At 64.7% G+C, this 23832-nt stretch carries 32 protein-coding genes; 21 read left to right on the top strand and 11 right to left on the bottom strand.

The annotated features are described in order from the left end of the window. Nucleotides 1-9 precede the first annotated feature (9 nt). Nucleotides 10-909 carry an adenosylcobinamide-phosphate synthase CbiB gene (gene cbiB, locus J2X53_RS01100; protein ID WP_349035642.1) on the bottom strand — a complete coding sequence of 300 codons (900 nt, stop codon included), beginning with the start codon at nt 907-909 and terminating at the stop codon, nt 10-12. Nucleotides 910-1132: 223 nt separating this feature from the next. On the opposite strand from cbiB, the gene J2X53_RS01105 reads away from it, so the two are divergent. Then, nucleotides 1133-1483 (top strand): hypothetical protein, encoded by a 351-nt coding sequence (locus tag J2X53_RS01105; protein ID WP_349035643.1) that lies wholly within the window; start codon nt 1133-1135, stop codon nt 1481-1483. 42 nt (nt 1484-1525) lie between these two features. Here J2X53_RS01105 and J2X53_RS01110 read toward each other — a convergent pair whose 3' ends face one another. Further along, entirely contained in the window at nt 1526-2698 is a 1173-nt protein-coding gene (locus tag J2X53_RS01110) for a MalY/PatB family protein (RefSeq protein WP_349035644.1), read from the bottom strand. A 175-nt stretch (nt 2699-2873) separates the two neighbouring features. Here J2X53_RS01110 and def (J2X53_RS01115) point away from each other — a divergent pair, with 175 nt between their 5' ends. The 5 genes from def (J2X53_RS01115) to J2X53_RS01135 all read left to right on the top strand — a co-directional run bounded on the left by def (J2X53_RS01115) (nt 2874) and on the right by J2X53_RS01135 (nt 5583). Next, nucleotides 2874-3389 carry a peptide deformylase gene (def, locus tag J2X53_RS01115; RefSeq protein ID WP_349035645.1) on the top strand — a complete coding sequence of 172 codons (516 nt, stop codon included), beginning with the start codon at nt 2874-2876 and terminating at the stop codon, nt 3387-3389. 2 nt (nt 3390-3391) lie between these two features. Continuing rightward, on the top strand, nt 3392-3892 hold the full coding sequence (gene def, locus J2X53_RS01120) for a peptide deformylase (RefSeq protein WP_349035646.1): 501 nt from the start codon (nt 3392-3394) through the stop codon (nt 3890-3892). Next, the gene (def, locus tag J2X53_RS01125) at nt 3889-4389 is read left to right on the top strand and encodes a peptide deformylase (RefSeq protein ID WP_349035647.1); all 501 of its coding nucleotides are present in this window, start codon (nt 3889-3891) and stop codon (nt 4387-4389) included. The genes def (J2X53_RS01120) and def (J2X53_RS01125) overlap by 4 nt, the downstream gene beginning before the upstream one ends. Beyond that, complete coding sequence (gene fmt, locus J2X53_RS01130) at nt 4386-5282, top strand: methionyl-tRNA formyltransferase (RefSeq protein ID WP_349035648.1); 897 nt, start codon at nt 4386-4388, stop codon at nt 5280-5282. The genes def (J2X53_RS01125) and fmt overlap by 4 nt, the downstream gene beginning before the upstream one ends. A 64-nt stretch (nt 5283-5346) precedes the next feature. Further along, complete coding sequence (locus J2X53_RS01135; protein WP_349035649.1) at nt 5347-5583, top strand: GlsB/YeaQ/YmgE family stress response membrane protein; 237 nt, start codon at nt 5347-5349, stop codon at nt 5581-5583. Here J2X53_RS01135 and J2X53_RS01140 read toward each other — a convergent pair. The 7 genes from J2X53_RS01140 to J2X53_RS01170 all read right to left on the bottom strand — a co-directional run bounded on the left by J2X53_RS01140 (nt 5576) and on the right by J2X53_RS01170 (nt 10338). Further along, a complete protein-coding gene (locus J2X53_RS01140; protein WP_349035650.1) occupies nt 5576-6097 on the bottom strand; it encodes a transcriptional regulator in 522 nt (173 codons plus the stop codon). The genes J2X53_RS01135 and J2X53_RS01140 overlap by 8 nt on opposite strands. Nucleotides 6098-6118: 21 nt before the next feature. Further along, nucleotides 6119-6781, bottom strand: coding sequence for a trimeric intracellular cation channel family protein (locus tag J2X53_RS01145; protein ID WP_349035651.1), 663 nt, complete (start codon nt 6779-6781; stop codon nt 6119-6121). Beyond that, nucleotides 6778-7239 carry a ribonuclease HI gene (gene rnhA / locus J2X53_RS01150; RefSeq protein ID WP_349035652.1) on the bottom strand — a complete coding sequence of 154 codons (462 nt, stop codon included), beginning with the start codon at nt 7237-7239 and terminating at the stop codon, nt 6778-6780. The genes J2X53_RS01145 and rnhA overlap by 4 nt, the downstream gene beginning before the upstream one ends. Before the next feature lie 59 nt (nt 7240-7298). Continuing rightward, nucleotides 7299-7751 (bottom strand): DUF3429 domain-containing protein, encoded by a 453-nt coding sequence (locus J2X53_RS01155; RefSeq protein ID WP_349035653.1) that lies wholly within the window; start codon nt 7749-7751, stop codon nt 7299-7301. A gap of 106 nt (nt 7752-7857) precedes the next feature. Next, nucleotides 7858-8817 (bottom strand): 4-hydroxy-3-methylbut-2-enyl diphosphate reductase, encoded by a 960-nt coding sequence (gene ispH, locus J2X53_RS01160; protein WP_349035654.1) that lies wholly within the window; start codon nt 8815-8817, stop codon nt 7858-7860. Between the two features lie 89 nt (nt 8818-8906). Continuing rightward, complete coding sequence (locus J2X53_RS01165; RefSeq protein WP_349035655.1) at nt 8907-9344, bottom strand: VTT domain-containing protein; 438 nt, start codon at nt 9342-9344, stop codon at nt 8907-8909. A gap of 151 nt (nt 9345-9495) precedes the next feature. Next, the gene (locus J2X53_RS01170) at nt 9496-10338 is read right to left on the bottom strand and encodes an isocitrate lyase/phosphoenolpyruvate mutase family protein (protein WP_349035656.1); all 843 of its coding nucleotides are present in this window, start codon (nt 10336-10338) and stop codon (nt 9496-9498) included. 169 nt (nt 10339-10507) lie between these two features. Here J2X53_RS01170 and J2X53_RS01175 point away from each other — a divergent pair, with 169 nt between their 5' ends. Then, nucleotides 10508-10972, top strand: coding sequence for a GNAT family N-acetyltransferase (locus J2X53_RS01175; RefSeq protein ID WP_349035657.1), 465 nt, complete (start codon nt 10508-10510; stop codon nt 10970-10972). A 41-nt stretch (nt 10973-11013) separates the two neighbouring features. On the opposite strand, the gene J2X53_RS01180 is transcribed toward J2X53_RS01175, so the two are convergent. Next, nucleotides 11014-11592, bottom strand: a complete 579-nt coding sequence (locus J2X53_RS01180) for an NYN domain-containing protein (RefSeq protein ID WP_349035658.1) — start codon at nt 11590-11592, stop codon at nt 11014-11016. A gap of 160 nt (nt 11593-11752) precedes the next feature. Between J2X53_RS01180 and folK the strand changes: the two genes are divergently transcribed. From folK to J2X53_RS01240, 12 genes are all read left to right on the top strand, one after another. Next, on the top strand, nt 11753-12316 hold the full coding sequence (gene folK / locus J2X53_RS01185) for a 2-amino-4-hydroxy-6-hydroxymethyldihydropteridine diphosphokinase (RefSeq protein ID WP_349035659.1): 564 nt from the start codon (nt 11753-11755) through the stop codon (nt 12314-12316). A gap of 87 nt (nt 12317-12403) precedes the next feature. Further along, a complete protein-coding gene (gene rpoZ, locus J2X53_RS01190; RefSeq protein ID WP_118150331.1) occupies nt 12404-12757 on the top strand; it encodes a DNA-directed RNA polymerase subunit omega in 354 nt (117 codons plus the stop codon). 41 nt (nt 12758-12798) lie between these two features. Continuing rightward, complete coding sequence (locus tag J2X53_RS01195) at nt 12799-14916, top strand: bifunctional (p)ppGpp synthetase/guanosine-3',5'-bis(diphosphate) 3'-pyrophosphohydrolase (RefSeq protein WP_349035660.1); 2118 nt, start codon at nt 12799-12801, stop codon at nt 14914-14916. 39 nt (nt 14917-14955) lie between these two features. After that, nucleotides 14956-15633 (top strand): DUF2062 domain-containing protein, encoded by a 678-nt coding sequence (locus tag J2X53_RS01200; RefSeq protein WP_349035661.1) that lies wholly within the window; start codon nt 14956-14958, stop codon nt 15631-15633. 164 nt (nt 15634-15797) lie between these two features. Further along, complete coding sequence (locus J2X53_RS01205) at nt 15798-16511, top strand: DUF2062 domain-containing protein (protein WP_349035662.1); 714 nt, start codon at nt 15798-15800, stop codon at nt 16509-16511. Nucleotides 16512-16557: 46 nt separating this feature from the next. Then, on the top strand, nt 16558-17325 hold the full coding sequence (locus J2X53_RS01210) for a pyridoxine 5'-phosphate synthase (RefSeq protein WP_349035663.1): 768 nt from the start codon (nt 16558-16560) through the stop codon (nt 17323-17325). Between the two features lie 74 nt (nt 17326-17399). Then, entirely contained in the window at nt 17400-17840 is a 441-nt protein-coding gene (locus tag J2X53_RS01215; protein WP_349035664.1) for a hypothetical protein, read from the top strand. Between the two features lie 4 nt (nt 17841-17844). After that, nucleotides 17845-18297 carry a holo-ACP synthase gene (gene acpS, locus J2X53_RS01220; protein ID WP_349035665.1) on the top strand — a complete coding sequence of 151 codons (453 nt, stop codon included), beginning with the start codon at nt 17845-17847 and terminating at the stop codon, nt 18295-18297. A 56-nt stretch (nt 18298-18353) separates the two neighbouring features. Next, entirely contained in the window at nt 18354-19142 is a 789-nt protein-coding gene (gene lepB / locus J2X53_RS01225) for a signal peptidase I (RefSeq protein WP_349036272.1), read from the top strand. Further along, on the top strand, nt 19139-19825 hold the full coding sequence (gene rnc / locus J2X53_RS01230) for a ribonuclease III (RefSeq protein ID WP_349035666.1): 687 nt from the start codon (nt 19139-19141) through the stop codon (nt 19823-19825). Before lepB ends, rnc begins: the two co-directional genes overlap by 4 nt. Then, nucleotides 19822-20736, top strand: a complete 915-nt coding sequence (era, locus tag J2X53_RS01235; RefSeq protein WP_349035667.1) for a GTPase Era — start codon at nt 19822-19824, stop codon at nt 20734-20736. Before rnc ends, era begins: the two co-directional genes overlap by 4 nt. Before the next feature lie 2 nt (nt 20737-20738). Beyond that, nucleotides 20739-21077: a DUF1491 family protein gene (locus J2X53_RS01240; protein ID WP_349035668.1), complete on the top strand. Its 339-nt coding sequence runs from the start codon at nt 20739-20741 to the stop codon at nt 21075-21077. Here the strand turns inward: J2X53_RS01240 and J2X53_RS01245 are convergent. Further along, nucleotides 21069-21662 carry a Pr6Pr family membrane protein gene (locus tag J2X53_RS01245; protein WP_349035669.1) on the bottom strand — a complete coding sequence of 198 codons (594 nt, stop codon included), beginning with the start codon at nt 21660-21662 and terminating at the stop codon, nt 21069-21071. The genes J2X53_RS01240 and J2X53_RS01245 overlap by 9 nt on opposite strands. Nucleotides 21663-21752: 90 nt before the next feature. On the opposite strand from J2X53_RS01245, the gene recO reads away from it, so the two are divergent. Further along, nucleotides 21753-22478 carry a DNA repair protein RecO gene (recO, locus tag J2X53_RS01250; protein ID WP_349035670.1) on the top strand — a complete coding sequence of 242 codons (726 nt, stop codon included), beginning with the start codon at nt 21753-21755 and terminating at the stop codon, nt 22476-22478. Nucleotides 22479-22567: 89 nt separating this feature from the next. Beyond that, nucleotides 22568-23788, top strand: a complete 1221-nt coding sequence (locus tag J2X53_RS01255; protein ID WP_349035671.1) for an MFS transporter — start codon at nt 22568-22570, stop codon at nt 23786-23788. Nucleotides 23789-23832 lie beyond the last annotated feature (44 nt).

Consider the following 23832-nt stretch of genomic DNA (forward strand, 5'->3'; position numbering starts at 1 on the left):
GGCCAGACCCTAGATCAGCGCCACGCAGCCGACAAGCACCAGCATCAGCCCCCAGGTCCGCCACAGCGCCCGGCAGGCGGCGTCCACATCGGCAGGCCCGGCATCACGTCGCCCCTCGGGCCAGACCCATGGGAACTCCGACATCACCCCATGATAGGCGCGCGGCCCCGACAGCGAGACATTCAGCACCACCGCCATCGCCGCCTCGGGCCAGCCCGCATTCGGGCTGCGGTGCAACGGCGCGTCGCGCAGAATGGGCCGCGCATTCGTCCAGCCATGGGAGACCGCAATCAGCACCGCCGTCAGCCGCGCCGGGATCAGGTTCAAAAGGTCGTCAAACCGGGCCGAGGCCCAGCCGAATTGCTCGTGCCGGGGGGTGCGATGGCCGATCATGCTGTCGGCGGTGTTGGTGATCTTGTAGACCAGCATCAACGGCAAACCGCCGATCAGAAACCAGAACGCCGGGGCAATCACCCCGTCCGACAGGTTTTCCGCCGCACTCTCGATCGCCGCCCGCGCCACGCCGGGCGCGTCCAGCGCCGCCGTGTCGCGCCCCACGATCATCGCCACCGCCTGCCGCCCCGCAGGCAGCGACTGGCGCAGGCCGGTCGCCACCGCGCGCACATGATCGACCAGCGATTTCTGCGCCAGCAGGATTGCGGCCGCGATGCCCTCCAGCACCCCGAAATCCGGCACCAGCGCGATCACATGCCCCAGCCCGTAGGCCCCCAGCACCATCGCCACCAGCGCCACCACGCCCTTGGCCTTCCGCGCCCGCCCGGTGTTGAACCGCCGGTCCAGCGCGCCCACAACCCGGCCCATCAGCACTGCCGGATGTGGGAAACGGTCCCAGATCGCACGCGGTTCGCCAAACGCGGCATCCAGCAGCATCGCAAGGAACAGGGTCATACCGGCGCAATCCCTCTTACCGCAGGACAGGCCCTGCACTGTCAGCGCTTTACACCGCTGATTCGGCTGGCGACAGGGGGCAGCGCCGGGCGCGGGACATGAAACACCGGGAAAATCCGGGTGCAGCAGCCCGATTTCACACTTCTCTACGCCCAGTCACCTGTTTGACTTGATTTTAAGCGAATGTAGATCAGACTGTTAGCAGGCGGCTTGGGAGGGCGACGTGCTGGAATTTTTGCCTCAGGAGATCCGGGACGGGCTCGATGCCGCGCGCAAGCGCGAAGCAAAGCGCAAATCCCGTCTGCGGGTGCAGGTGGGTGAGGCTGTGTTTCCGGTGCTGCGCTTCTGGCATGACGGCTTTGTGCTCGATGGCGACCTGACCCCGCATCTGCGCGGGCTGGTCGATGTCTACGACGGGGCCAACCACATTTTCCAATGCCTGATCGTGGCCTCCACGCTGGAAAACGGCGAGCTGGTCTGCGATTTCAAACGCTCCACCGCCGTGACCGACAAGGCCCCGCTGGATTTCTGGCGCGATGAGAATGCGCCGGTGGCTTACCTGCCGCGCGCCTGACCCGCGACAGGGCAGGGGCCACGACGGCTCCCGCCTGTCGCTTTATTGCAGATCGCCAAAGGCGCTTTTCAACCGCGCCACCGCCTCTTCGACCCGCGCGCGGGGCGTGGCGATGTTGAACCGCAGGAAGCTTTCTCCCCCGGTGCCGAATGTCTCGCCATGGTTGGCACAGATCTGCGCCGCCTTTTCCACCCGCGCCTTGAACTCGGCCGGGGCCATGCCAGTGCCGGTGAAATCCACCCACGAAAGGTACGTCGCCTCCAGCGGCATTGACCGCAGGCCGGGAATGGCGTTCACGCTCGCGTCGAACAGCCGCCGGTTGCCGTCCAGATAATCCACCAGCGCATCGACCCAGACCGCGCCCTCGGGCGAATAGGCCGCCTCGGCCATATGCATGCCAAAGGAGTTGGGCGAAATGCCCAAGGCCATGATTCTGCCCGCAAACTTTGCCCGCAACGCCTCATCCGCGATGATCACGTTGCCGATATGCGCGCCTGCAATGTTGAAGGTCTTGGTCGTCGCGGTCAGCATGATCAGCCGGTCGGCGCAGTCGGGGGCGACCACCGGCATGGCAAGGTGCTTGTGCCCCGGCATCACCAGATCATGGTGGATCTCGTCTGACACCAGAATCAGATCGTGGCGCTCGCAGAAATCGGCCACGCCGCGCAGTTCATCGCGCGTCCAGACCCGCCCGCCCGGATTGTGCGGCGAGCACAGGATCAGCATCCGCTCGCCCCCGGTCATCTGCGCGTCCCAAGCCGCGAAATCCATCTCATAGCGCCCGTCCACCAGTGGCAGCGCGCATTCCACCAGCACACGCCCGGCCGCTTTGATGGTGCGGGCAAATGCGTGATACACCGGGGTCATCAGCACCACGCCATCGCCCGGCTGCGTAAAGGCATCAATCACCAGCCCGGTCGCATTCACCAGACCATGCGTGGTGAAAATATGCGCGGGGTCCAGCGACCAGCCGTGCCGCGTCTGCATCCACCAGCGGATCGACTCACGATAGGCGGCATCATCGCCGTAATAGCCGTAAACCCCATGCGCCGCCATTTTCTCGACTGCCGCCTGCACGCAAGCCGGCGGACGGAAATCCATATCGGCCACCCACATCGACAACCCCTTGTCCGCAGGCACGCCATACAGACGCTCCATCATGTCCCATTTCACGGAATGGGTGCCAAAGCGGTTGATCTGATCGTCGAAATCCATAAGCCAGCCTTTTCTTTCGGGGTGTTTGTTCCGGGTGCAGCGCTTAAGGCAGAAAGTCAGTCTGATCCGGTCCTGTCAACAGGGGCAATGATCCGAAAGCGTGGTATGAGCCGGAACATCCTTCCCTCCGCCTCAGCCTCTTGCGCGAACCCGGCCTGCGCCGTAAATCATCCCCATGATCCGCCCCATTCTGATCCATCCCGATCCGCGCCTCAAGAAGCCCTGTGAAACAGTGGCGGTCTTTGACGGTGAATTGCGCAAACTCGCCGAAGATATGTTCGAGACGATGTATGACGCCCCCGGCATCGGCCTTGCCGCCCCCCAGATCGGGGTGATGCAACGGGTTCTGGTGATGGACTGCATCAAGGATGGCCCGCCGCGCCCGATGGCACTGGTCAATCCGCGTGTGGTCTGGGCGTCGGAAGACCTGTCGAGCTATGAGGAGGGGTGCCTGTCGATTCCCGACCAATATGCCGAGGTGCGCCGCCCGGCCGAGGTACGGGTGGTGTGGCAGGCGCTGGATGGATCGGAGCAGGAAGAGCAGTTTTCCGGCCTGTGGTCCACCTGCGTGCAGCACGAAATCGACCATCTGAACGGCAAGCTGTTCATCGACTATCTGGGCCCACTCAAGCGCCAGATGATCACCCGCAAGATGGAAAAGCTGAAGCGTGAACGCGCGCGGCAGGGTTGAGGATGGCCCGCCTGCCGATCCTGACATGGCCCGATCCGCGCCTCGCCACGCCCTGCGACCCGGTAGGCGATGAGGATGTGGCCGGGCTTGCCGCTGACATGCTGGAGACCATGTATGCCGCCCCCGGTCGCGCGCTGGCGGCCCCGCAGGTCGGCGTGCTCAAGCGTTTGTTCGTGATGGATGTGTCATGGAAAGAGGGCACCCCCGCGCCTCGCATCATCATCAACCCGCAGATCCTCTGGCGTTCCGACAGCATGGCGACCGGCCCCGAAGGCTGCCTGTCGATCCCCGGTGTGACCACCGACATCACCCGTGCCACGCAGATCCGCATGTCATGGACCGATCTGCACGGTCAGGGGCATACCGAAATCCTGACCGGGTTCGCCGCGATCTGTGCCCAGCACGAATACGATCACCTTGACGGGCTTGTCACCTTTGACCGCCTGTCGCCCGATCTGCGCGCCGCGACCGAAGCGGCCTATCTGGATACCATGCCCACATGACCCGCCCCTGCATCCCTTGGCCCCACCCGGTGCTGCGCACCCCCGCCGCCGATGTGACGGAAATCACCGACGAGATCCGCGCGCTCTGGGCCGAGATGACCGAGGTGATGGATGCCATGCCCGGCTACGGCCTCGCCGCCGTGCAGATCGGGGTGCCGCTGCGGCTGGCGGTTGTCGATTGCTCCGACCAGCGCGGGCAGGCGATCCGCATGGCCAACCCCGAAATCCTGCACGCCAGCGGGCAATTGCGTGAGCATGAAGAGGCCAGCCCGAACCTTCCCGGCGTTTCTGCCGTCATCAAACGCCCCCGCGCGGTGACGGTGCGCTATCTGAACGATCAGGGCGTGATCGAGGATCGTGATTTCGTCAATCTCTGGGCCACCTCGGTCCAGCATCAGATCGACCATCTGGCGGGCAAGATGTATTTCGACCGCCTCTCACCGCTCAAGCGCAAGATGCTGATCGCAAGGGCGGAAAAGGCGCGCAAACGGCTATGAAACTTATTTTCATGGGCACGCCCGAATTTTCCGTGCCCGTCCTGCAAGCCCTCGCCGCCCGGCACGACATCCTCGCCGTCTACACGCAACCCCCACGCCCCGCCGGTCGCGGCAAGGCTGACCGCCCAAGCCCGGTACACCAGAAGGCGCTCGCGCTTGGTCTGCCGGTGCGCCATCCCGCACGGCTGAAAGACCCCGCCGATCAGGCCGACTTTGCTGCGCTCGATGCGGACATCGCCGTGGTGGTCGCCTATGGCCTGATCCTGCCGCAAGCGGTGCTGGATGCCCCCCGCCTCGGCTGTCTGAACATCCATGCCAGCCTGTTGCCACGGTGGCGCGGGGCCGCGCCGATCCACCGCGCGATCATGGCGGGCGATGCGACCACCGGCATCTGCATCATGCAGATGGCGGCGGGGCTGGATACCGGCCCGGTGCTGCTGCGTCAGGAAACCCTGATTGAGCCGCAGGACACCACCGCCGATCTGCACGACCGCCTGTCGGCGATGGGAGCCGCGCTGATCGTGCAGGCGCTCGACCAGCTTCCCGGCCTGACGCCCGAGCCGCAGCCGGAAACCGGCGTCACCTACGCCACCAAGATCGACAAGACCGAGGCGCGGATCGACTTCGCCCAACCTGCGGAAACCGTAGATCGCCAGATCCGTGGCCTGTCGCCCTTTCCCGGCGCATGGGTGCAGATCGGGGCCGAGCGGGTCAAACTCCTGCGCTCCCGCCTTGCCGATGGCTCAGGCGAACCGGGGCAGGTGTTGCACGGCTTTACCATCGCTTGCGGCAGCGGCGCGGTCGAGATCGTGGAGGCGCAACGCGAAGGCAAACGCCCGATGCCCGCCGCAGAGATCCTCAAAGGTCTGCGCCTGCCCGACCGGCTGGCGTAGCGTCTGGCCTAGCCATTCCGCCCCCGGCCCCCCATATGTATGCTGACGCAACCGGAGGCCCGCCATGCCCATCATCGCCCTGATCATCATCGGTGCCGCCGCCGGATTTCTGGCGACGCGGATGATGAAACTTGAAACCGATGTGCTGACCACCGTGGCCATCGGTGTCTTTGGCGCGCTGATCGGCGGCTTTGCGCTGCGCTTTCTGATCACCATCACCGGCTGGATGGCCGGTTTTGTCGGCGCGGTTCTGGGGGCCATGGTGTTGATCTGGCTATGGAAAACCTACATCGCTAAGTAAGCCGCTTCACCGCGTCTTTCAGCTTGAATGCCTTGTCGCCGACCGCCTGCCACAGCAACTGCCCCTGCCAGGCCGCAAACAGCAGCGCCGCCGCCTCGCGTCCCTTGGCGCCGCCGCCCAGACGCACCGCCAGCGCCTGTTCCACCCGCACCCGCCAGCCGATGGCCCGCAGCCGCAGCGTGGGGTCATCCAGATGCCGCACCAAAAGCGGCAGGCCCGCCGCATCGCCGCTCTCCTCACTCAGCGCCTTGAGCAGCATCTGCGCGCCCTTGACCGACAGGTCAGACGCGCCCTCGGCTTCATCCGCCGCCCGGTCCAGCGCATCCCAGCCATCCAGCAGCGCCGCGCGCACCATGCCTTCCTGACTGCCATAGCGCTGCACCAGCGTCGGCGCGGCCAGCCCGGTCGCGCGCGACACCGCGCCAAAACTGGCCGCCCGCTCGCCCGACAGCAGCATCAGGGCGCGGATACGGGCAAAAACCAGCGGGTCAGGGATAAGCTTGGTGCGTGACATGGCGCGAATATAAACGCCAGTTCACTTGTCGCGCAAGTCCTGACGCTTGGGCGGCAGGGTCCGTGCCGGGCGGGGCCGGTACACCGGCAAGCGCCAGCCCAAGAGCAGACTGCCCGCGCGCAGCGTAAGCGTTACCGCCGCACAGGCCAGCAGCTCCAGTCCGCCCGCCACCCCGGCGCGCTCGGCCAAAATCGCGGCCAATGCCCCGGCAAAGGCGCAAGTGACATACAACTCGCCCTGTTTCAGCACCAAGGGCACCTCGTTGCACACCACATCGCGCAGGAGCCCGCCCATGCAGCCCGTGACCATCCCCATGATCAGGATCACCGGCCAGCCCATGCCCGAGGCCGTTGCCGCCGCCACCCCGGCAGGCACCGCCACCGCCAGCGCGCAGGCATCCAGCCACAGGATCGCGCGATAGCGGCTTTCCAGCAGATGCGCGGCAAAGAACACGCTCACCGCCGCCAGCGTGGCCACGCCCAGCATCCACGGGTCCACGATCCAGAACACATCGCGGTCCAGCAGCACATCGCGCAGCGTGCCGCCACCCGTGGCGGTCAGGCTGGCGATAAAGATAAAGCCCACAATATCCAGCTGCGCCCGGCTGGCGACCAGCGCCCCGGTCAGCGCAAACACCGCGACCGAAGCGTAATCGAGGAACGGCAGCAGCCAGAGCAGGGTCATGGCTTGCCCGGCTTGAATGGGGCCATGCCCGCACGGGCCAGCGCATCGGCGCGCTCATTCTCGACATGGCCGGCATGGCCCTTGATCCAGCGCCATTCTACCTTGTGCCGCGCCTGCGCCGTCTCCAGCCGTTGCCACAGCTCGATATTCTTGACCGGCTTGTTGTCGGCGGTCTTCCAGCCCCGGCGTTTCCAGCTGTGAATCCAAGTGGTTACGCCGTTCTTCACATAGGCACTGTCGGTGACGATGATCAGATCCGACGGGCGCGACAGCGCCTCCAGCGCCGAAATCGCCGCCATCAGCTCCATCCGGTTGTTGGTGGTGTCGGCCTCGCCGCCGTACAACTCGCGCTCTTTCAGCACCGCCGCGTCGTCACGGGCGATCATCAGCACCCCCCAGCCACCGGGGCCGGGATTGCCGGAACAGGCACCGTCAGTATAGGCGTAAAGTTGTGGCATCGGACCCCTCATCTCGTCACGCCGGGATAGGCCGGGGCGGGGCAGGGGTCAACGCCCGATCAGCCGAGGATCGGCACCAGCAGGCAGATCAGCACCACGCCGGTCAGCCCGGCGCGGAACCGCAGCCACCAGTCCGGCGCGGTGCCCATCTTCCAGAAATGCCAGTCCAGCAGCAAAAGCCCGAGGAAACCGGCAAACAGGTTGACCGCCGCATCCCCCGCGCTGCCGTTCACCATGAAAAACGCCCACAAGGCCGGGGCCACCGACAGGATATAGCCCGTCGCCGCCTCTGGCCCGCTGGCCTTGGTGGCAAAGCCCCAGAGCACGCCGGACATGAACGACAGGATCACGGTGCCATAGGTCAGGCTGACGTAGCTGCCGATGAACAGCGGCCCCATGTATTGCGCGCCCCACCCGGCCAGCCCCGGCAAAAGCCCGGTCGCCGCACCCCAGACAAAGGGAAACAGCCCGGCCACCCCAAGGATCAGGGCCGTTCTCGGAATAGGCTCCACCGCACCACCTGCAACAACTTCTTGGCCGCAAGTGATAGCCCGCTCTGGTGCGGGGTCCAGCCATGCGCGGCAAAATGGCGGCGCTGTTGCCGCCCTGCCATGCGGCTCAGGTCTGAACCGGCTCGCGCAGAATGCGCGGCACCTTGAACTCGATGTTCTCCTGCGCGGTCTCGACCAGTTCCACCGTGGTCGCAAACCGGGCACGGAACGCGTCGATCACCTCGTTCACCAGCACCTCCGGCGCGGATGCGCCTGCGGTGATGCCCACCGACCGGATGCCGTCCAGCGCGCGCCAGTCGATATCCGTCGCCCGCTGGATCAGCTGCGAATAGCCGCAGCCGGCCGCTGACCCCACCTCGACCAGCCGCTTGGAGTTCGACGAATTCGGCGCGCCGATCACCAAGAGCGCATCAATGCGCGGGGCAATCGCCTTGACCGCCATCTGCCGGTTGGTGGTGGCGTAGCAGATATCCTCATGCGCGGGGGCATGGATCGCGGGAAACCGCGCCTTCAGCGCCGCTGCGATATCCGCCGTGTCATCGACCGACAGCGTGGTCTGGGTGATGAAGGCCAGCTTTTCCGGATCGCGCACGCTCAGCCCCGCCACATCGGCCACCGTCTCGACCAGAAGCACCTCGCCATCCGGCAACTGCCCCATGGTGCCCACGGTTTCCGGGTGGCCCGCGTGGCCGATCATGATCATCTGCAAGCCGGCCTCATGATGCCGCGCCGCCTCGTTATGCACCTTGGTCACCAGCGGGCAGGTGGCATCGACCGCAATCATCTCGCGCCGGGCCGCTTCGGCGGGCACGGCTTTTGGCACGCCATGCGCGGAAAACACCACCGGGCGGTCGGGCGGGCAATCGTCCAGTTCTTCGACAAAGACAGCGCCTTGGGCGCGTAGCGCATCGACGACAAACTTGTTGTGTACGATCTCGTGCCGCACATAGACCGGCGCGCCCCATTTGAGCAAAGCCAGTTCGACAATCTTGATCGCCCGGTCCACCCCGGCGCAAAATCCGCGCGGCGCGGCAAGGTAGAGATGGAGGGGCGGCAGATCGGTCATGGCAGGCCTACAGGGTCAGGGTCTGGTCCAGAGGTAAGGCGATGCAGCCCCGAGGTCCAGTCCCAGATACACCGGCCCCGCCAAAGTGATCAGCTCCAGATCCCCAGCCCGATCAGCGCCACCACCGTGTAGCGCACGGTCTTGGCGATCGTGACCAGCACCACAAACCGGGGCAGGGGCACCCGCAACGCCCCCGACAGCGCCACAATCAGATCGCCCCCCGGCGCCCAGCTGAACAGCAGCGCCCAGATCCCCCAGCGCCCGAACCAGCGCTCGGCCTTTGCCTGCCGCGCCGGGGTCAGCCCCAGCCACCGCGCGCCCCGGTCGCCGCCCAGACCTCGGCCCAACGCATATGTCACGCATGACCCAAGGATATTGCCCACCGATGCCACCAGAACCAGCGCGACCACCGGCACCGTGCCCTGCGCCATCAGCGCCAGAAATACCACCTCGGATTGAAACGGCACCGGCGTTGCCGCCAGAAACGCCGCCACAAACAGCCCGGCCAGCGAGGAGCCGGTCAGCATGCTGCACCCAGCCGTTGGCCGCAACGGCCCGGCACCCTATGACCCGTCATACGCATGATGCCCGCCCTAATGCGGTTTCGCGCGACCGTCTATCGAAAGCGGTGTTGGCGAAAGCGGTGCAGGCGCACCGCTCTGCGGCTCACCGTCGCGGTCACGCCCTGTCGCCGCCGCTATCACGCGCCATCAGATCTGCGATGACCTTCGCGGGCAGGGCATCCGCTGCATAACCGAACGTGCCACTGGTCCTGACTTCCACCGCCGCGCGCATCAGTGCACCCAGCGCTGCACGCGCAAAGGATCCGCCAACACTGATCCGCCGCACCCCCGCAGCTGACAGGTCTGCCACCGAATAGTGTGGCCCGCGCAAGCCCATGACCACATTCACCGGCCGGTCGACAGCGGCGCAAACCATGCGGATAGCATCAATATCCGGCAATCCGGGCGCATACAGAACCTGTGCCCCGGCTGCAGAAAACGCCTGAAGCCGCCGGATCGTGTCATCCAGATCGGGCTTGTCCCAAAGGAAATTCTCGGCCCGGGCGGTCAGCAGAAACGGCAGATCCCGCGCCGCCTCTGCCGCAGCGTGGATACGTTCAACCGATTGGGAAAAATCGTAAATCGGATGCAACGGATCGCCGGTCGCATCCTCAACCGATCCACCGACAAGACCGGCCGCACAGGCCAGACGCACGGTTTCGGCACAGGTTCCCGGTGCCGCGCCAAAACCATCTTCCAGATCGGCAGAGACCGGCAGGCCGGTGGCCGCGACAATTTCTGCGGCATTGGCCAGAATTTCAGCACGCGACAGGTTGGCGGATGAATCCAGCTTTCCCTTTGAAAACGCATATCCCGCGCTGGTTGTCGCCAGCGCCTCAAACCCCAGACTTGCAAGCAACCGCGCCGATCCCGCGTCCCAGGGGTTGGGAATGACAAACGCATGATCTCTGGCATGTAGCGCGCTGAAGCGCGCGAACTTATCCTGTTGATCCGACAAGATTGCCTCCTCAGCGGTGTGGTCAGATCATATCAGGTGAGAACAAAAAGGAAACATGAATTTTGTCAGACTCATTGCCACCTCACTACACAAAGTGTGCCTTGCGCGTCAGGCGAATTTGATCAAATTGTTCAGTCCTGCAGTCGTCACCCGGGCACAAGGAATTGATATGAAATCCGTTACCATTCACCGCGCGGGCCAGAATGAAACCGCAACCGTGGCCCGTTTTGTTCACGCTCTGCTTGATGAGTTGACCGCAGGTGCCCCGCCTTCGCTGCAAGATGTCACGGCGCGCGCGGGTTCTGTCCTTGCGGGCCCCGGCGTCATAGCGCTGATCGCATCGGTGGATGCAAAGCCTGTCGGCGTCATGACGTTGAACGAATGTGCCGCGATCTATGCCGGAGGCCGGTTCGGCGAAATTTCCGAGCTTTATATCCGCCCGGACATGCGGTCACAGGGTATAGCAAAACGCCTGCTGGACCATGCGCAGGCCGAAGGGATTGCGCGGGGGTGGCATCGCATCGAAGTCGGCGCACCCGGTCAGCCGGAATGGCACCGTACGCTTGCGTTCTATCGGTGCAACGGGTTCACTGAAGTCGGGCCGCGCCTGCGCCGTCTGTTGCAGGATCAATGACCCCGCAAAAAAAAAACGGGGCGCCGCTGCGCCCCGTTGTCTTACTTCACCATCTCGCCCGCGTCTTCCCGCTCGTTCAGGGCGCGCGGTTCGCGGGGCGGGCGGCCGATCACGTCGCGCAGCTCATCCAGCTCGATAAAGTTGTCGCACTGACGCCGCAACTCGTCGGCAATCATCGGTGGCTGGCTGCGGATGGTCGACACCACCGACACCCGCACGCCCTGCCGTTGCAGGCTTTCGATCAGCGGCCGGAAATCCCCATCCCCGGAAAACAGAACGATGTGGTCCACCCGTGGGGCCAGTTCCATGGCATCGACGGCCAGCTCGATATCCATGTTGCCTTTGACCTTCCGGCGGCCCTGACTGTCGGTATATTCCTTGGCGGGTTTGGTCACCATGGTAAACCCGTTGTAGTGCAGCCAGTCCACCAGCGGGCGGATCGGCGAATACTCGTCATTCTCCAACAATGCGGTATAGTAAAATGCCCGCAGCAACTTGCCCCGCCGCATGAATTCCTGCCGCAAGAGCTTGTAATCGATGTCAAACCCCAGCGATTTGGCCGCAGCGTAAAGGTTTGAACCATCAATAAACAACGCAAGCCGTTCGTCTTTGTAAAACATCTATAATTCCCCTCGAAAATCCTGTTCCGGCCGCGCCGTCTGCGAGTGGTCTGCTGGCGAACGGATATGGCGCGATCAAAACACAGGAGCTAGTATCAGGTCAGAACTTTGCGCTGCAAGCTGCTCTATACGAAAGTGTAAGATATTTATGACGAACAAAATGCAGGCTTTAGTAGCGTTTGGCGCCAACCTTCCCCATGGTGACACCTTGCCAGAGCAGACCCTCGCTTCAGCGATGGCAACTCTTGGCAACACTGAAGTCAGAGTTATGTTCCAGAGCCGACTATTCAAGACGCCCTGCTTTCCAAAAAATGCCGGTCCCGATTATGTGAACGCGGCAGCGGTGCTGGATCTGGCACCGTCGGTCACGCCACTCGCCCTCTTGCACCACTTGCACGCCGTCGAATCCCGCTTTGGCCGCAGCCGTGAGACCCGCTGGGGCATGCGCACGCTGGACATCGACCTGCTGGCGTTCGGCGATCTGGTGTTGCCTGACGCCGCCACCCAGACCCATTGGCGTGACCTGCCCCCGGGCGATCAGTCGCGGCTGACGCCAACCGAGCTGATCCTGCCGCACCCCCGGCTTCAGGACCGCGCCTTTGTGCTGGTGCCGCTGGCCGAGGTCGCGCCTGATTGGGTTCACCCCCTGTTGCAGCGCAGTGTTGCGCAGATGCTGGCCGCCCTTCCGGCGACAGATCGCGCCGAAGTGCAGGCGCTTTCCTGACTCCCGGCCGGAATCCGGGGTTGTCAAGGCCCGGCATCGCGCGTAAACACTCACTTTCCATGCCCCCAAGACCTACTGGAGTCGTCCATGGCCCGCGTGACGGTTGAAGACTGCGTTGACAAGGTTCCGAATCGGTTCGAACTGGTGATGCTCGCCGCCCACCGGGCGCGCGAAATCCAGTCCGGGTCGCCGCTGACCATTGATCGCGACAATGACAAAAATCCGGTCGTCGCCCTGCGCGAGATCGCCGATGAAACCCAGTCGGCAGAATCGCTGCGCGAGCGGATGATCGAAAGCCATCAGACCCAGATCGAGGTCGATGAGCCTGAAGATGATCAGATGGCGCTGCTGATGTCGGGCGAGATTGACCGCCCGATGCAGGACGATATGTCCGAAGAAAAGCTGCTGCGCGCCCTGATGGAAGCACAAGGCGAGCTTTGAGCAGCGAACTCTAAGGGGAGAACCCCGCATCAGGGGCGATGATGATCGACGTAGAAGACCTCATCGCCCTTGTCCGCAACTACAATCCGCGCACCAACGCCGATCTGATCCGCCGCGCCTATGCGTATGGCATGCAGATGCACGAAGGACAGATGCGCAAATCGGGTGAACCCTATTTCACCCATCCCGTCGCCGTCGCCGCCATCCTGACCGAACAACGGCTGGATGATGCCTCGATCGTGACCGCCCTGCTGCACGACACCATCGAGGACACCAAATCCACCTATTCCGAGGTCGAGCGTCAGTTCGGGCAAGAGGTGGCCGAACTGGTCGATGGCGTCACCAAGCTGACCAACCTGCAACTCTCCAGCACTGAAACCCAGCAGGCGGAAAACTTCCGCAAGCTGTTCATGGCAATGTCAAAAGACCTGCGGGTGATTCTGGTCAAACTCGCCGACCGCCTGCACAACATGCGCACGATCAAAAGCATGCGGGTGGAAAAGCAGGCGCAGAAGGCCCGCGAAACCATGGAAATCTATGCCCCGCTGGCCGGGCGTATGGGCATGCAATGGATGCGGGAAGAGCTGGAGGATCTGTCCTTCAAGGTGCTCAACCCCGATGCGCGCAACTCCATCATCCGCCGCTTTCTGACCCTGCAACGCGAAGCCGGCGATGTGGTTCACAAGATCACCGCCGACATCCGGCACGAGCTGGAAAAGGTCGATCTGGAAGCGACGGTTTACGGGCGCGCCAAGAAACCCTATTCGATCTGGCGCAAGATGCAGGAAAAGGATCTGGCGTTTTCGCGCCTGTCCGACATCTACGGGTTCCGCATCATCTGCAATTCGGTGGCCGATTGCTACCGCATCCTTGGCGTGATCCACCAGCGCTGGCGCTCGGTGCCGGGCAGGTTCAAGGATTACATCAGCCAGCCAAAGTCGAACGGCTACCGGTCGATTCATACCACCGTTTCAGGCCGCGATGGCAAGCGGGTCGAGGTGCAGATCCGTACCCGCGAGATGCACGAAGTGGCCGAAGCGGGCGTCGCGGCCCACTGGTCGTACCGCGAAGGCGTGCGCGCGCAAAACCCCTTTGCCATTGATCCCGGCAAGTGGATCGCGTCGATGACCGAACGCTTTGACGAAGGCAATCACGACGAGTTTCTCGAACACGTCAAGCTTGAGATGTATTCCGATCAGGTGTTCTGCTTCACGCCAAAGGGCGATGTGGTGCAGCTGCCGCGCGGGGCGACCCCGCTGGATTACGCCTATTCGATCCACACCCGCATCGGCAATTCCTGCGTTTCGGCCAAGGTCGATGGCATCCGCGTGCCGCTCTGGACCCGGCTGAAAAATGGCCAGTCGGTCGAGATCATCACCGCCGAAGGCCAGCGCCCGCAGTCCAGCTGGATCGACATCGTGACCACGGGCCGCGCCAAGGCCGCGATCCGCAAATCCCTGCGCGAAGAAGACCGGGGCCGCTTTATCAAGCTGGGGCAGGAACTGGCGCGCGCGGCCTTTGATCACGTCGGCAAAAAGGCCAGCGAAAAGGCCCTGCGCACCGCCGCCAAGATGCTGGGCCTGAACGATCAGGAAGATCTGCTGGCCCGGCTTGGCTCGGCCGAGCTGACTGCGCGCCGCGTGGTCGAAACGCTGTATCCCGAACTGGCCCGCGCCGATCTGGAGGTGGTCGATGCCACCCGCCCTGTGCTGGGCCTGTCCGATGATCAGGCGTTCCGCCGCGCGCCCTGCTGCCAGCCGGTGCCGGGCGAACGGATCGTCGGCATCACCTATCGCGGCAAGGGCGTGGTGGCCCATTCCATAGACTGCCCCGCGCTTGAGGAGTTCGAGGAGCAGACCGACCGTTGGGTTGATCTGGCCTGGCACTCCGGCCGCCATGCCGCAGTGCACACCGTGACCATGGAAATGACGATTGCCAATGATGCCGGTGTTCTTGGCCGCATCTGCACCTTGATTGGCGAGCAGCGCGCCAATATCTCTGATCTGCGCTTTACAGACCGCAAACCAGACTTTTATCGTCTGATTGTCGATGTTGACCTGCGCGATGTCGAACATCTGCATATGGTGATGACAGCGCTTGAAGCGGAAACCGATGTTGCGCAGGTGACGCGCTATCGTGATAAAACCCGCAAGCCATAGCGCAAGCGTGCGGCAGATGAGGGAAAAGGGAGCTGAAAGGTGGTGTTTCGTCGCCGCAACAAAAGGTCGTGGCCAGATCGGCTCAAGGCCTTGGTCTATCCGCAAGGCGGGTGGCTGCGCGCGGCGTATTACGTCTGGCACCGGCTGACCCGGCTGCCCGATCCGCCGCACCGGATCGCGCGCGGTATCTTTGCCGGGGTGTTCATCTCTTTTACCCCCTTGTTCGGCCTGCATTTCTTTGCCTCGGCCCTGATGGCGTTCCTGATGCGCGGCAATATGATTGCCGCGATCTTTGCGACGTTTTTCGGCAATCCGATCACCTTTCCCCTTATCGCGGTGAGCTCTGTTCAGCTTGGGCACTGGATTCTGGGCACCGGGGTGGATGCTGTGCCGGCGCGGCTGATCCTGTCGGCCTTTACCAATGCCGGGGGCGAGATCTGGACGAATATTGTCGCCATTTTTACCGATACCCCGACGCAATGGGCGCAGCTGCGGCACTTTTACTACGGGTTGTTCAAACCCTATCTGGTCGGCGGCATCGGCCCCGGCCTGATCGCGGCCACCGTATGCTATTACATCAGCCTGCCCATCATTCTTGGCTATCAGAAACTGCGCCAGAAAAAGCGCCGCGACCGGGCCGAAGCGTTGCGCGAACGCGCCGCCGCCCGCTTGCGCGCGCGCTCTGCGGCCGATGACGGCACTGCCGGAGAAAGCTGATGCTGCGACCGATTGTCCCGCGCCTCTGCGCAATCTTCACGAAACCCTGTCCGCCGCAGGTATTTTCTGACGTGCCAGTCATTGCCAAGTCATGTATTCCGGCACATGTCTGGCCAAGCCCTCCGCCGCTCTTTGGCGCGGCAGCGGCCTAAGCGAGGAAGAACGTGGTTTTCAAAAGGCGCGACCGGCGGGGCTGGCTGGCTTGGGTGCGGGAGATGTTCTACCCGACCGGGGGATTTCGCCGTGCGACCCAATATGTGATCCACCGCATGCGCCGCCTGCCAGACCGCCCGCACCGCATTGCGCGGGGCGTGTTCGCGGGCAGTCTGATCGGCTTTCTGCCGCTGCCCGGCCTGCAGTTCCTGGGGGCCTGGGGGCTGGCCTGGCTGATGCGCGGCAATGTGCTCGCGGCGCTGCTGGCCACCTTCAACTCCAACCCGATCACCACGCCATTCTTTGCAGTGGGGGCGATCAGCCTTGGCCACTGGATGCTGGGCATCGACACGCCGCTGAGCGCCGAGGCCATCGGCGATGGCTTTGCCCGCGCCGGAGTGGAACTGTGGCACAATTTCCATGCGATCTTTGGCCCTGCGCATATGCATTGGGACGGACTGGCGCAGTTCTGGTCCGATATTTACCTGCCCTATTTCATCGGCGCGCTGGGGCCGGGCATTCTGCTCAGCCTGATCTTTTATTACATCACCATCCCGTTGGTAGAGGCCTATCAGAAGGCCCGGGCCGTCAAGTTCAAGGAACGCAGCGACAAGCGGCTCTTGCTGCGCGAAAAGCTGGCGGCGCTTGCGCTGCGCGGTGACGGCGGCAAAACCTCTGTGCCGGGTACAAAAGAAGGGGATGACCTCCCCCCGTCTGCGCCGTAACCTCGGCGCGCGACGACAAGACGACGCTGACAGGAAAGACGGGGCCATGACACAAACCGGCAAGACCTATAGCGGCAAGCTGCGGCTCGGGATCAACATCGACCACGTGGCCACCTTGCGCAACGCGCGCGGGGCGGTCTGGCCCGACCCGCTGCGCGCAGCATTGCTGGCTGAAGCGGCAGGGGCCGACGGCATCACCGCCCACCTGCGCGAAGACCGCCGCCACATCCGCGATGCAGATATGGCGGCGCTGAAAGCGGGCATCGGCATCCCGCTGAACTTTGAATGCGGCGCTACCGCCGAGATGCAGGCGATCTGTCTGGCCACAAAACCGCATGCTGTCTGTCTGGTGCCCGAACGCCGCGAGGAACGCACCACCGAAGGCGGGCTTGATGTGGCGGGCGATGCGGCCCGGCTTGCCAGCTTCATCACACCCTTGCGCGACGCCGGCGCGCGGGTCAGCCTGTTCATCGGCCATGACGCCCGCCAGATCGAAGCCGCCGCCCGCATCGGTGCCGCCGTGATCGAACTGCACACCGGCCACTATTCCGACCTCCACGCCGAAGGCCGGATCGACGCGGCCGAAGCCGAACTCGACGCCCTGCGCCAGGGCGCGGCGCTGGCCGCCAGTCTGGGGCTGGAGGTGCATGCCGGGCACGGCCTGACCTATGACAACGTCGCCCCCATCGCCGCCATCCCGCAGGTGGTCGAGCTGAACATCGGCCATTTCCTGATCGGCGAAGCGGTGTTCCTGGGTCTTGGTCCGGCAATCGAAGAGATGCGTCGCCGGATGGACGCGGCACGGGGGCTGTGAGCGTGGCGCGCGGGGCGGATCGGGAAAAGATGAGTATTTGGAAAAGGTGCAAATGGCAGCGGCGGGGCACTTGGTTGCCCGCCGCGGGGCTGGGGCTGGCCTTGGCGCTCGCGTCACCTGCAGCGGCGCAGGATGTGGCGGAATGTGACTGGCGCGCCGCAGCGCAGGCGATTGCCGAGCCGTGGGAAGACAACACCGCCACCTTTGCCAATGGCGCGATCCGTCTGGCGGTGATGGATGTGCAGGAGCCCGCCGCCGGGGCTTATCATCTGCTGATCCTGTCGCCGCCCCGCAATGAACTGGGCGAGCGTCAGTGCCGGGTGATGTCGGCTGACGGGAGTTTTGGGTTTGCCGGGGTGTCGGTTGCGGGGGCCACCGCCCGCTATGACCCTGCCACAGGGCTGACCGTGTCCCTGTCGGCAAAGCGATCGTCTGGTGGGGATGTGTTCACTGACACCGTTTTGCATGTCACCATCAATCAGGCCACAGGGGCCATCACCGGACGGCTGGACTAGAGCGATGATCCTTGGCATCGGCAGCGATCTGGCCAATATCGACCGCATCGATGCCACCCTTGCGCGGTTTGGCGACCGCTTCCGCAGCCGAGTCTTTACCGACCATGAACAGCGCAAGGCCGCCAGCCGCCCGCATGGCGTGGCCGCCACCTATGCCAAACGCTGGGCCGCGAAAGAGGCCTGTTCCAAGGCCCTGGGCACCGGGTTGCGCATGGGCATAGCCTGGAAAGACATGGCGGTGACCAATCTGCCCACCGGCCAGCCGGTGATGCACCTCACCGGCTGGGCCGCCGAGCGGTTGCAGGCGATGACTCCGGCGGGGCATGCGGCGGTGATCCATGTGACGCTGACCGATGACCACCCCTGGGCGCAGGCATTTGTGGTGATCGAGGCGCGCCCGCTGGCGCACCTGCCCCCCGGTCTGCACCCGGACGCCCCCGCGCCGGGGCGAACTTGACTCGCGCAGGCGCAGGGCGCATGAAGCGGCCCGAAGAGCAGCAAGGTGGATACGGCATGGCCAGCACGGCAAAAAACGACGGCGGCATCGTCGAGACGATCAAGACAGTGGTCTATGCATTGTTGATTGCAGGCGTGTTCCGCACCTTGTTTTTTCAGCCATTCTGGATTCCCTCGGGCAGCATGAAAGACACGCTGCTGATCGGCGACTTTTTGTTCGTCAACAAGATGGCCTATGGCTACAGCCGCTATTCCTGCCCGTTCTCGGCCTGCCCGTTTGACGGCCGCCTGTTCTTCAGCGAGCCCGAGCGCGGCGATGTGGTGGTGTTCCGCCATCCGGTCAACGGATCGGATTTCATCAAGCGCCTGATCGGTCTGCCTGGGGATACCGTGCAGATGCGCGCGGGCGTGGTCTATCTGAACGGCGAAGCGGTGCCGCAGGAAGCCGCAGGCCAGTTCAGCGAGCTTTATGAGCAGCAGGGTCCGATGGGCCAGCTGCCGCGCTGCGAAAACGGCCCGGTGGGTCAGGGCGACATCTGCACCAAGTCGAAATCGCGCGAAACCCTGCCGGGGGGGCGCACGCATGACGTGCTCAACATCGACACCAATGGCGCGGGCGACAACACCGATGTGTTTACCGTGCCTGCGGGGCATTACTTCTTCATGGGCGACAACCGCGACAATTCTCAGGACAGCCGCTTTGTGCAGGCTGTGGGCGGCGTGGGCTTTGTGCCCGCCGACCACCTGATCGGCCGCGCTGACCGGATCATGTTCTCCTCTGCTGGCCGCTCGATGCTGTACTTCTGGACCTGGCGTTCGGATCGTTTCTTCAAGGCGGTGGAATGAGGCTGGCTGCGGACCTCAAGGCCTTTGAAGGCCGGATCGGGCACACGTTCCACACGCCCGAGCTGCTGGTCCGCGCCGTGACCCATGCTTCGCTGTCGTCGCAGACCCGGCCCGACAACCAGCGGCTGGAGTTTCTGGGCGACCGGGTGCTGGGCCTTGTGATGGCCGAGGCGCTGCTGGGCGCCGATGAGGCCGCGACCGAGGGGCAGCTGGCCCCGCGCTTCAACGCCATGGTGCGCAAGGAAACCTGCGCCGATGTCGCCCGCGCCATCGGTCTGGGCGAGGTGATGAAGCTGGGCCGGTCCGAGATGCTGTCCGGCGGCCGCCGCAAAGAGGCGCTTCTGGGCGACGCCATGGAGGCGCTGATTGCCGCCGTCTATCTGGACGGCGGGTTCGACGCCGCCCGCGCGCTGGTGCTGCGGCTCTGGGCCGACCGCATTGGCGCGGTGGACCACGACGCCCGCGACCCCAAGACCGCCTTGCAGGAATGGGCGCAGGCCCGCGGCATGACCCCGCCGTGCTATACACAGACCGGACGCACAGGCCCCGACCATCAACCGATTTTCACCGTCGAAGTGACCCTGGACAACGGCGCGCGCGAAACCGCCCGCGCAGGCTCCAAACGCATCGCCGAACAACAGGCCGCCCGCGCTTTGCTGGCCAGGCTGGAGCAAGAGACATGACAGACACCACCCGCGCCGGCTTTGTCGCGCTGATCGGCGAACCCAATGCCGGCAAATCCACCCTGCTGAACCGGATGGTCGGGGCCAAGGTCTCGATCGTGACCCATAAGGTGCAGACCACCCGCACCCGGATCAGGGGGGTCGCGATCGAGGGCATCTCGCAGATCGTCTTTGTCGACACCCCCGGCCTGTTCCGCCCCCGCCGCCGTCTGGACCGCGCCATGGTCAAGGCCGCCTGGGGCGGGGCATCTGATGCCGATGTGATCGTGCTGATGATCGAGGCGCATCGCGGCATGACCGAAGGCGTGTCTGCCATCATCGACCGCATGCGCGATGAGATGCCGCAGGGCCAGCCGGTGGCGCTGGCCATCAACAAGATAGACCGCGTGCAGGCCGAAGTGCTGCTGGCCCTGGCCGAAAAGCTGAACGAGGCGTTTCCCTTTGCCAAAACCTTCATGATCAGCGCCGAAAAAGGCTATGGCGTCAAAGACCTGCGCGAATGGCTGGCTGCTCAGATCCCCGAGGGGCCGTGGTTCTACCCCGAAGACCAGATCGCGGATGTGCCGATGCGGATGATCGCCGCCGAGATGACGCGTGAGAAACTGACCCTGCGCCTGCACGAGGAACTGCCCTACCAGCTCACGGTCGAGACCGAAAAATGGGAGGACAAGCCCGACGGATCGACCCGCATCGACCAGATCATCTATGTCATGCGCGACGGCCACAAAGGCATCGTGCTGGGCAACAAGGGCGAGACGATCAAGGCCATCGGCTCTGCCGCCCGCGCCGACATCTCGGAGTTTGTGGGCCACACCGTCCACCTGTTCCTGCAGGTCAAGGTCCGCCCGAACTGGCTGGACGAACCCGAGCGCTATTCCGAAATGGGGCTGGACTTCAAAGACGGTGACTGAAGGTGCCTTCTGACATCCGGCTCAAGGCCGACCTCTGGGTTTCGGCCTATCTCAACCGTCTGCGCCTTGCCGATATTCCGGCCTATGTCACCCGCAAGGGCGACCCCACCGCTGGCACTGTGCTGGTCAAGGTGGCGCTCCTGGACGGCACCGCCCGCGCCTATGAGCGCGGCTATGACCTGAACACCGGCAGCCGGCTCTGGCGGCTGATGTCCGAGGGGCCGGAGGTGGAGGTTGACGCGGCTCTGACCCGCGCCGGGCAGCGCGACCCCGACCTGTGGGTGATCGAGCTGGAACACAAGGCCGGGCGTACCCTCTTGGACGAAGACGGCCTAGCCTAGCCGCCGCTTCACCGCGATCAGCACCGCCCCCACGGCGGCAAAGGCCAGCACCATCCCGGCACAGTTGATCGCCACCCCGTCCCAGCCAAGCCGGTTCACATTCAGGAACGGATAGGGCCAGCGCCCATCGACCACCCCGCGCAGCACGGCATAGATCGCATAAGCCAGCGGCCAGATCATGCCATAGGGCAGCGCCCGCCACCCCGGCACCGGCGCAAAGGCAAGCCACCACCCCAGCCCCAGCAGCGGCACCACCGTGTGCAGTCCGACGTTCGCCCACCACCGCATGCCTGTCGGGCTGTGCAGCCCCGCCAGCAGCCCGTGATACACCAAACCCACCATCACGATCGCCAGCACCCCGGCAAAGGCCAGCCCGGCGGGCAGCCGCCAGCGCATCGCCACCAGACCCATCGCCACCGCGACCAACAGGTTGGTCAATATCGTGAAAAACCGCGCCAGACCCCAGAGAACCTGCGCCAGCGAATTGCCGCGCCCGGCGGCAAGGTTGGCGTCAAACTGCAACCGCAGCGACATCACGGCGACGACAAAGATGATCAGGGCGGTCAGGCGGGGCGCAAGCGGCATGGCAACTCTCATGCCCCCCAATCTGCACTCCAACACCGCGACGGCAACCCCCCCTTGCAGCCGCGCCCCTCCGCCTGCAAAGATCAGTGCATGGATTGGCGCGAAGACGGCATCCTTCTTTCCATGCGCCCGCATGGCGAAGGCTCCGCGATCATCGAGGTGTTTACCCGCGGCCATGGCCGCCATTTCGGCGTGGTCCGGGGCGGCGCCTCGCGCAAACGCGCGCCCTTGCTGCAACCGGGCGCGCAGCTTGACCTGAGCTGGCGCGCCCGGCTTGATGATCAGATCGGGGTGTTTCTGGCCGAACCCGTGCAATCGCGGGCCGCGGTGCTGGAAAGCCCGCTGGCGCTCGCGGGCCTCACCGCCGCCTGCGCGATGCTGCACATCAGCCTGCCCGAACGCGACCCGCACCCGCTGCTTTACGCCCGCACCCTGTCGCTGATGGATGCCATGGCGGGCGGCGCCGACTGGGTGGGCGATTACCTGCGCTGGGAACTGCTGCTGCTCGACGAGATCGGCTTTGGCCTTGATCTCTCGCGCTGTGCGGTGACCGGACAGCGCGACGATCTGGCCTTTGTCAGCCCGCGCACCGGCCGCGCCGTCTCGCGCAATGGGGCCGGAGATTGGGCCCCGAAACTGTTGCCGCTGCCACAGGCGCTGATGGGGCAGGGGCCCGCGACCCCGGCCGAGGTGGCCCAGGCCCTTGCCATCACCGGACATTTCCTCGCCCGCGAACTGGCGTCGGACACGCGGCCAACCCCCTTGCCCGAGTCCCGCAACCGCCTGCTGGCCCGGTTGGCCCGCGCCAACGGCTAAATCTGCCCGCAGCAGACAAGCGACGCGAAATGTCGCGGCCAGATCAGACCCGGCGCCCAAAACTTGGGCAGATGGCAGATGAGAGTGACATGGCCAACAGATACATCCCCCTTTACCTGAAGCATGCGCCGACCCCCCGGGTCGAAAGCTTTGCCCTGCTCACCGGTCTCGAATCGGCGGTGCGCGGGATGCTGGTCTCGGCGATGCCGCTGGCGGTCTATGACGCGCTTGGCAGTGCCGAGGCGACCTCATCGGCCTATTTCACCGCCGGGATCGTGTCGATGATCTGGGGGCTGATGGTGCCATGGGCCACCCGCCACATTCCCCGGCGCTGGATGTATACGCTGGGCTGCGGGCTGTACTTCATCGGGATGACGCTGGCGATCCTCGGCAGCGGCTGGTCGCTGCCGCTGGCGCTGATGTGTCTGGCGATGGCGACGGCCACCACCTTTGTCTGCCTGAACGCCTATATCCTCGACTACATCGACCGCCAGAATCTGGGCCGCAGCCAGTCGCTGCAGATGGTGTTCTCGGCCGGGCCATGGGCGGTCGGGCCGCTGCTGGGCGTCTGGCTGCGCAGCCTTTGGGCGCCCTTGCCCTTTATCGTGGCGGGGGTGTTTGCGGTGCTTCTGCTCACCGCCTTCTGGGTGCTGCGTCTGGGCAATGGCAAACAGATCAGCCGCGCCCGCGGCCCCGCCGCCAACCCGCTGGCCTATCTGGGCCGGTTCTTTGCCCAGCCGCGCCTGATCGCGGGCTGGCTGTTCGCGGTGATGCGCTCCTGCGGCTGGTGGGTCTATGTGGTCTATCTGCCGATCTTCTGCATCGAGGCTGGCTTGGGCGACAAGGTCGGCGGCGTCGCTCTGTCCCTGTCCAACGCGCTCCTGTTCGCCTCGCCGTTGATGCTGCGCTACGCCCGCGCGGCGAGCGTGCGCCGCACGGTGCGCTTTGCCTTCGGAATTTCCGGGGTGCTGTTCGTGGCCGCCGCACTGGTCGCGCCGCTGCCCTGGGCCACGGTGCTGTGCTGCATGCTGGCTGCGGTGTTTCTGGTGCTGCTCGACATCGTTGGTGGCCTGCCGTTCCTGATGGCAGTCAAACCGTCAGAGCGCACCGAAATGTCGGCGGTCTATTCCAGCTTCCGCGATGTGTCGGGCATCCTGACCCCGGGTGCGGCCTGGCTGGTGCTGCTGGCGGCCCCGCTAACCGGCATCTTCGCCGCCTCCGGCGCGGGGCTTTTGCTGGCCTGGGCCATCTCGGGCCGTCTGCACCCCCGGCTTGGCGTACCCCGCCCGTCGCGCGGCCAACCGGCCTGACTGCCCCGGCGCGGCTCCTGCGGTCAAGGGCAGCAAGATGAGTA

It is taken from the genome of Pseudotabrizicola sp. 4114, from assembly GCF_031457365.1.
GTDB lineage: Bacteria > Pseudomonadota > Alphaproteobacteria > Rhodobacterales > Rhodobacteraceae > Pseudotabrizicola.

What these genes read in the sequence shown, in the direction of transcription:
- J2X53_RS01135 (WP_349035649.1), top strand. Translation starts at nt 5,347, where the DNA reads ATGCCCATCATCGCCCTGATCATCATCGGTGCCGCCGCCGGATTTCTG.
- J2X53_RS01245 (WP_349035669.1), bottom strand. Translation starts at nt 21,662, where the DNA reads ATGCCGCTTGCGCCCCGCCTGACCGCCCTGATCATCTTTGTCGTCGCC.
- folK (WP_349035659.1), top strand. Translation starts at nt 11,753, where the DNA reads ATGCAGGCTTTAGTAGCGTTTGGCGCCAACCTTCCCCATGGTGACACC.
- recO (WP_349035670.1), top strand. Translation starts at nt 21,753, where the DNA reads ATGGATTGGCGCGAAGACGGCATCCTTCTTTCCATGCGCCCGCATGGC.
- J2X53_RS01140 (WP_349035650.1), bottom strand. Translation starts at nt 6,097, where the DNA reads ATGTCACGCACCAAGCTTATCCCTGACCCGCTGGTTTTTGCCCGTATC.
- acpS (WP_349035665.1), top strand. Translation starts at nt 17,845, where the DNA reads ATGATCCTTGGCATCGGCAGCGATCTGGCCAATATCGACCGCATCGAT.
- def (WP_349035646.1), top strand. Translation starts at nt 3,392, where the DNA reads ATGGCCCGCCTGCCGATCCTGACATGGCCCGATCCGCGCCTCGCCACG.
- lepB (WP_349036272.1), top strand. Translation starts at nt 18,354, where the DNA reads ATGGCCAGCACGGCAAAAAACGACGGCGGCATCGTCGAGACGATCAAG.
- J2X53_RS01210 (WP_349035663.1), top strand. Translation starts at nt 16,558, where the DNA reads ATGACACAAACCGGCAAGACCTATAGCGGCAAGCTGCGGCTCGGGATC.
- def (WP_349035647.1), top strand. Translation starts at nt 3,889, where the DNA reads ATGACCCGCCCCTGCATCCCTTGGCCCCACCCGGTGCTGCGCACCCCC.
- def (WP_349035645.1), top strand. Translation starts at nt 2,874, where the DNA reads ATGATCCGCCCCATTCTGATCCATCCCGATCCGCGCCTCAAGAAGCCC.
- J2X53_RS01110 (WP_349035644.1), bottom strand. Translation starts at nt 2,698, where the DNA reads ATGGATTTCGACGATCAGATCAACCGCTTTGGCACCCATTCCGTGAAA.
- fmt (WP_349035648.1), top strand. Translation starts at nt 4,386, where the DNA reads ATGAAACTTATTTTCATGGGCACGCCCGAATTTTCCGTGCCCGTCCTG.
- J2X53_RS01175 (WP_349035657.1), top strand. Translation starts at nt 10,508, where the DNA reads ATGAAATCCGTTACCATTCACCGCGCGGGCCAGAATGAAACCGCAACC.
- ispH (WP_349035654.1), bottom strand. Translation starts at nt 8,817, where the DNA reads ATGACCGATCTGCCGCCCCTCCATCTCTACCTTGCCGCGCCGCGCGGA.
- rnc (WP_349035666.1), top strand. Translation starts at nt 19,139, where the DNA reads ATGAGGCTGGCTGCGGACCTCAAGGCCTTTGAAGGCCGGATCGGGCAC.
- era (WP_349035667.1), top strand. Translation starts at nt 19,822, where the DNA reads ATGACAGACACCACCCGCGCCGGCTTTGTCGCGCTGATCGGCGAACCC.
- J2X53_RS01195 (WP_349035660.1), top strand. Translation starts at nt 12,799, where the DNA reads ATGATCGACGTAGAAGACCTCATCGCCCTTGTCCGCAACTACAATCCG.
- rnhA (WP_349035652.1), bottom strand. Translation starts at nt 7,239, where the DNA reads ATGCCACAACTTTACGCCTATACTGACGGTGCCTGTTCCGGCAATCCC.
- rpoZ (WP_118150331.1), top strand. Translation starts at nt 12,404, where the DNA reads ATGGCCCGCGTGACGGTTGAAGACTGCGTTGACAAGGTTCCGAATCGG.
- J2X53_RS01165 (WP_349035655.1), bottom strand. Translation starts at nt 9,344, where the DNA reads ATGCTGACCGGCTCCTCGCTGGCCGGGCTGTTTGTGGCGGCGTTTCTG.
- cbiB (WP_349035642.1), bottom strand. Translation starts at nt 909, where the DNA reads ATGACCCTGTTCCTTGCGATGCTGCTGGATGCCGCGTTTGGCGAACCG.
- J2X53_RS01255 (WP_349035671.1), top strand. Translation starts at nt 22,568, where the DNA reads ATGGCCAACAGATACATCCCCCTTTACCTGAAGCATGCGCCGACCCCC.
- J2X53_RS01180 (WP_349035658.1), bottom strand. Translation starts at nt 11,592, where the DNA reads ATGTTTTACAAAGACGAACGGCTTGCGTTGTTTATTGATGGTTCAAAC.
- J2X53_RS01145 (WP_349035651.1), bottom strand. Translation starts at nt 6,781, where the DNA reads ATGACCCTGCTCTGGCTGCTGCCGTTCCTCGATTACGCTTCGGTCGCG.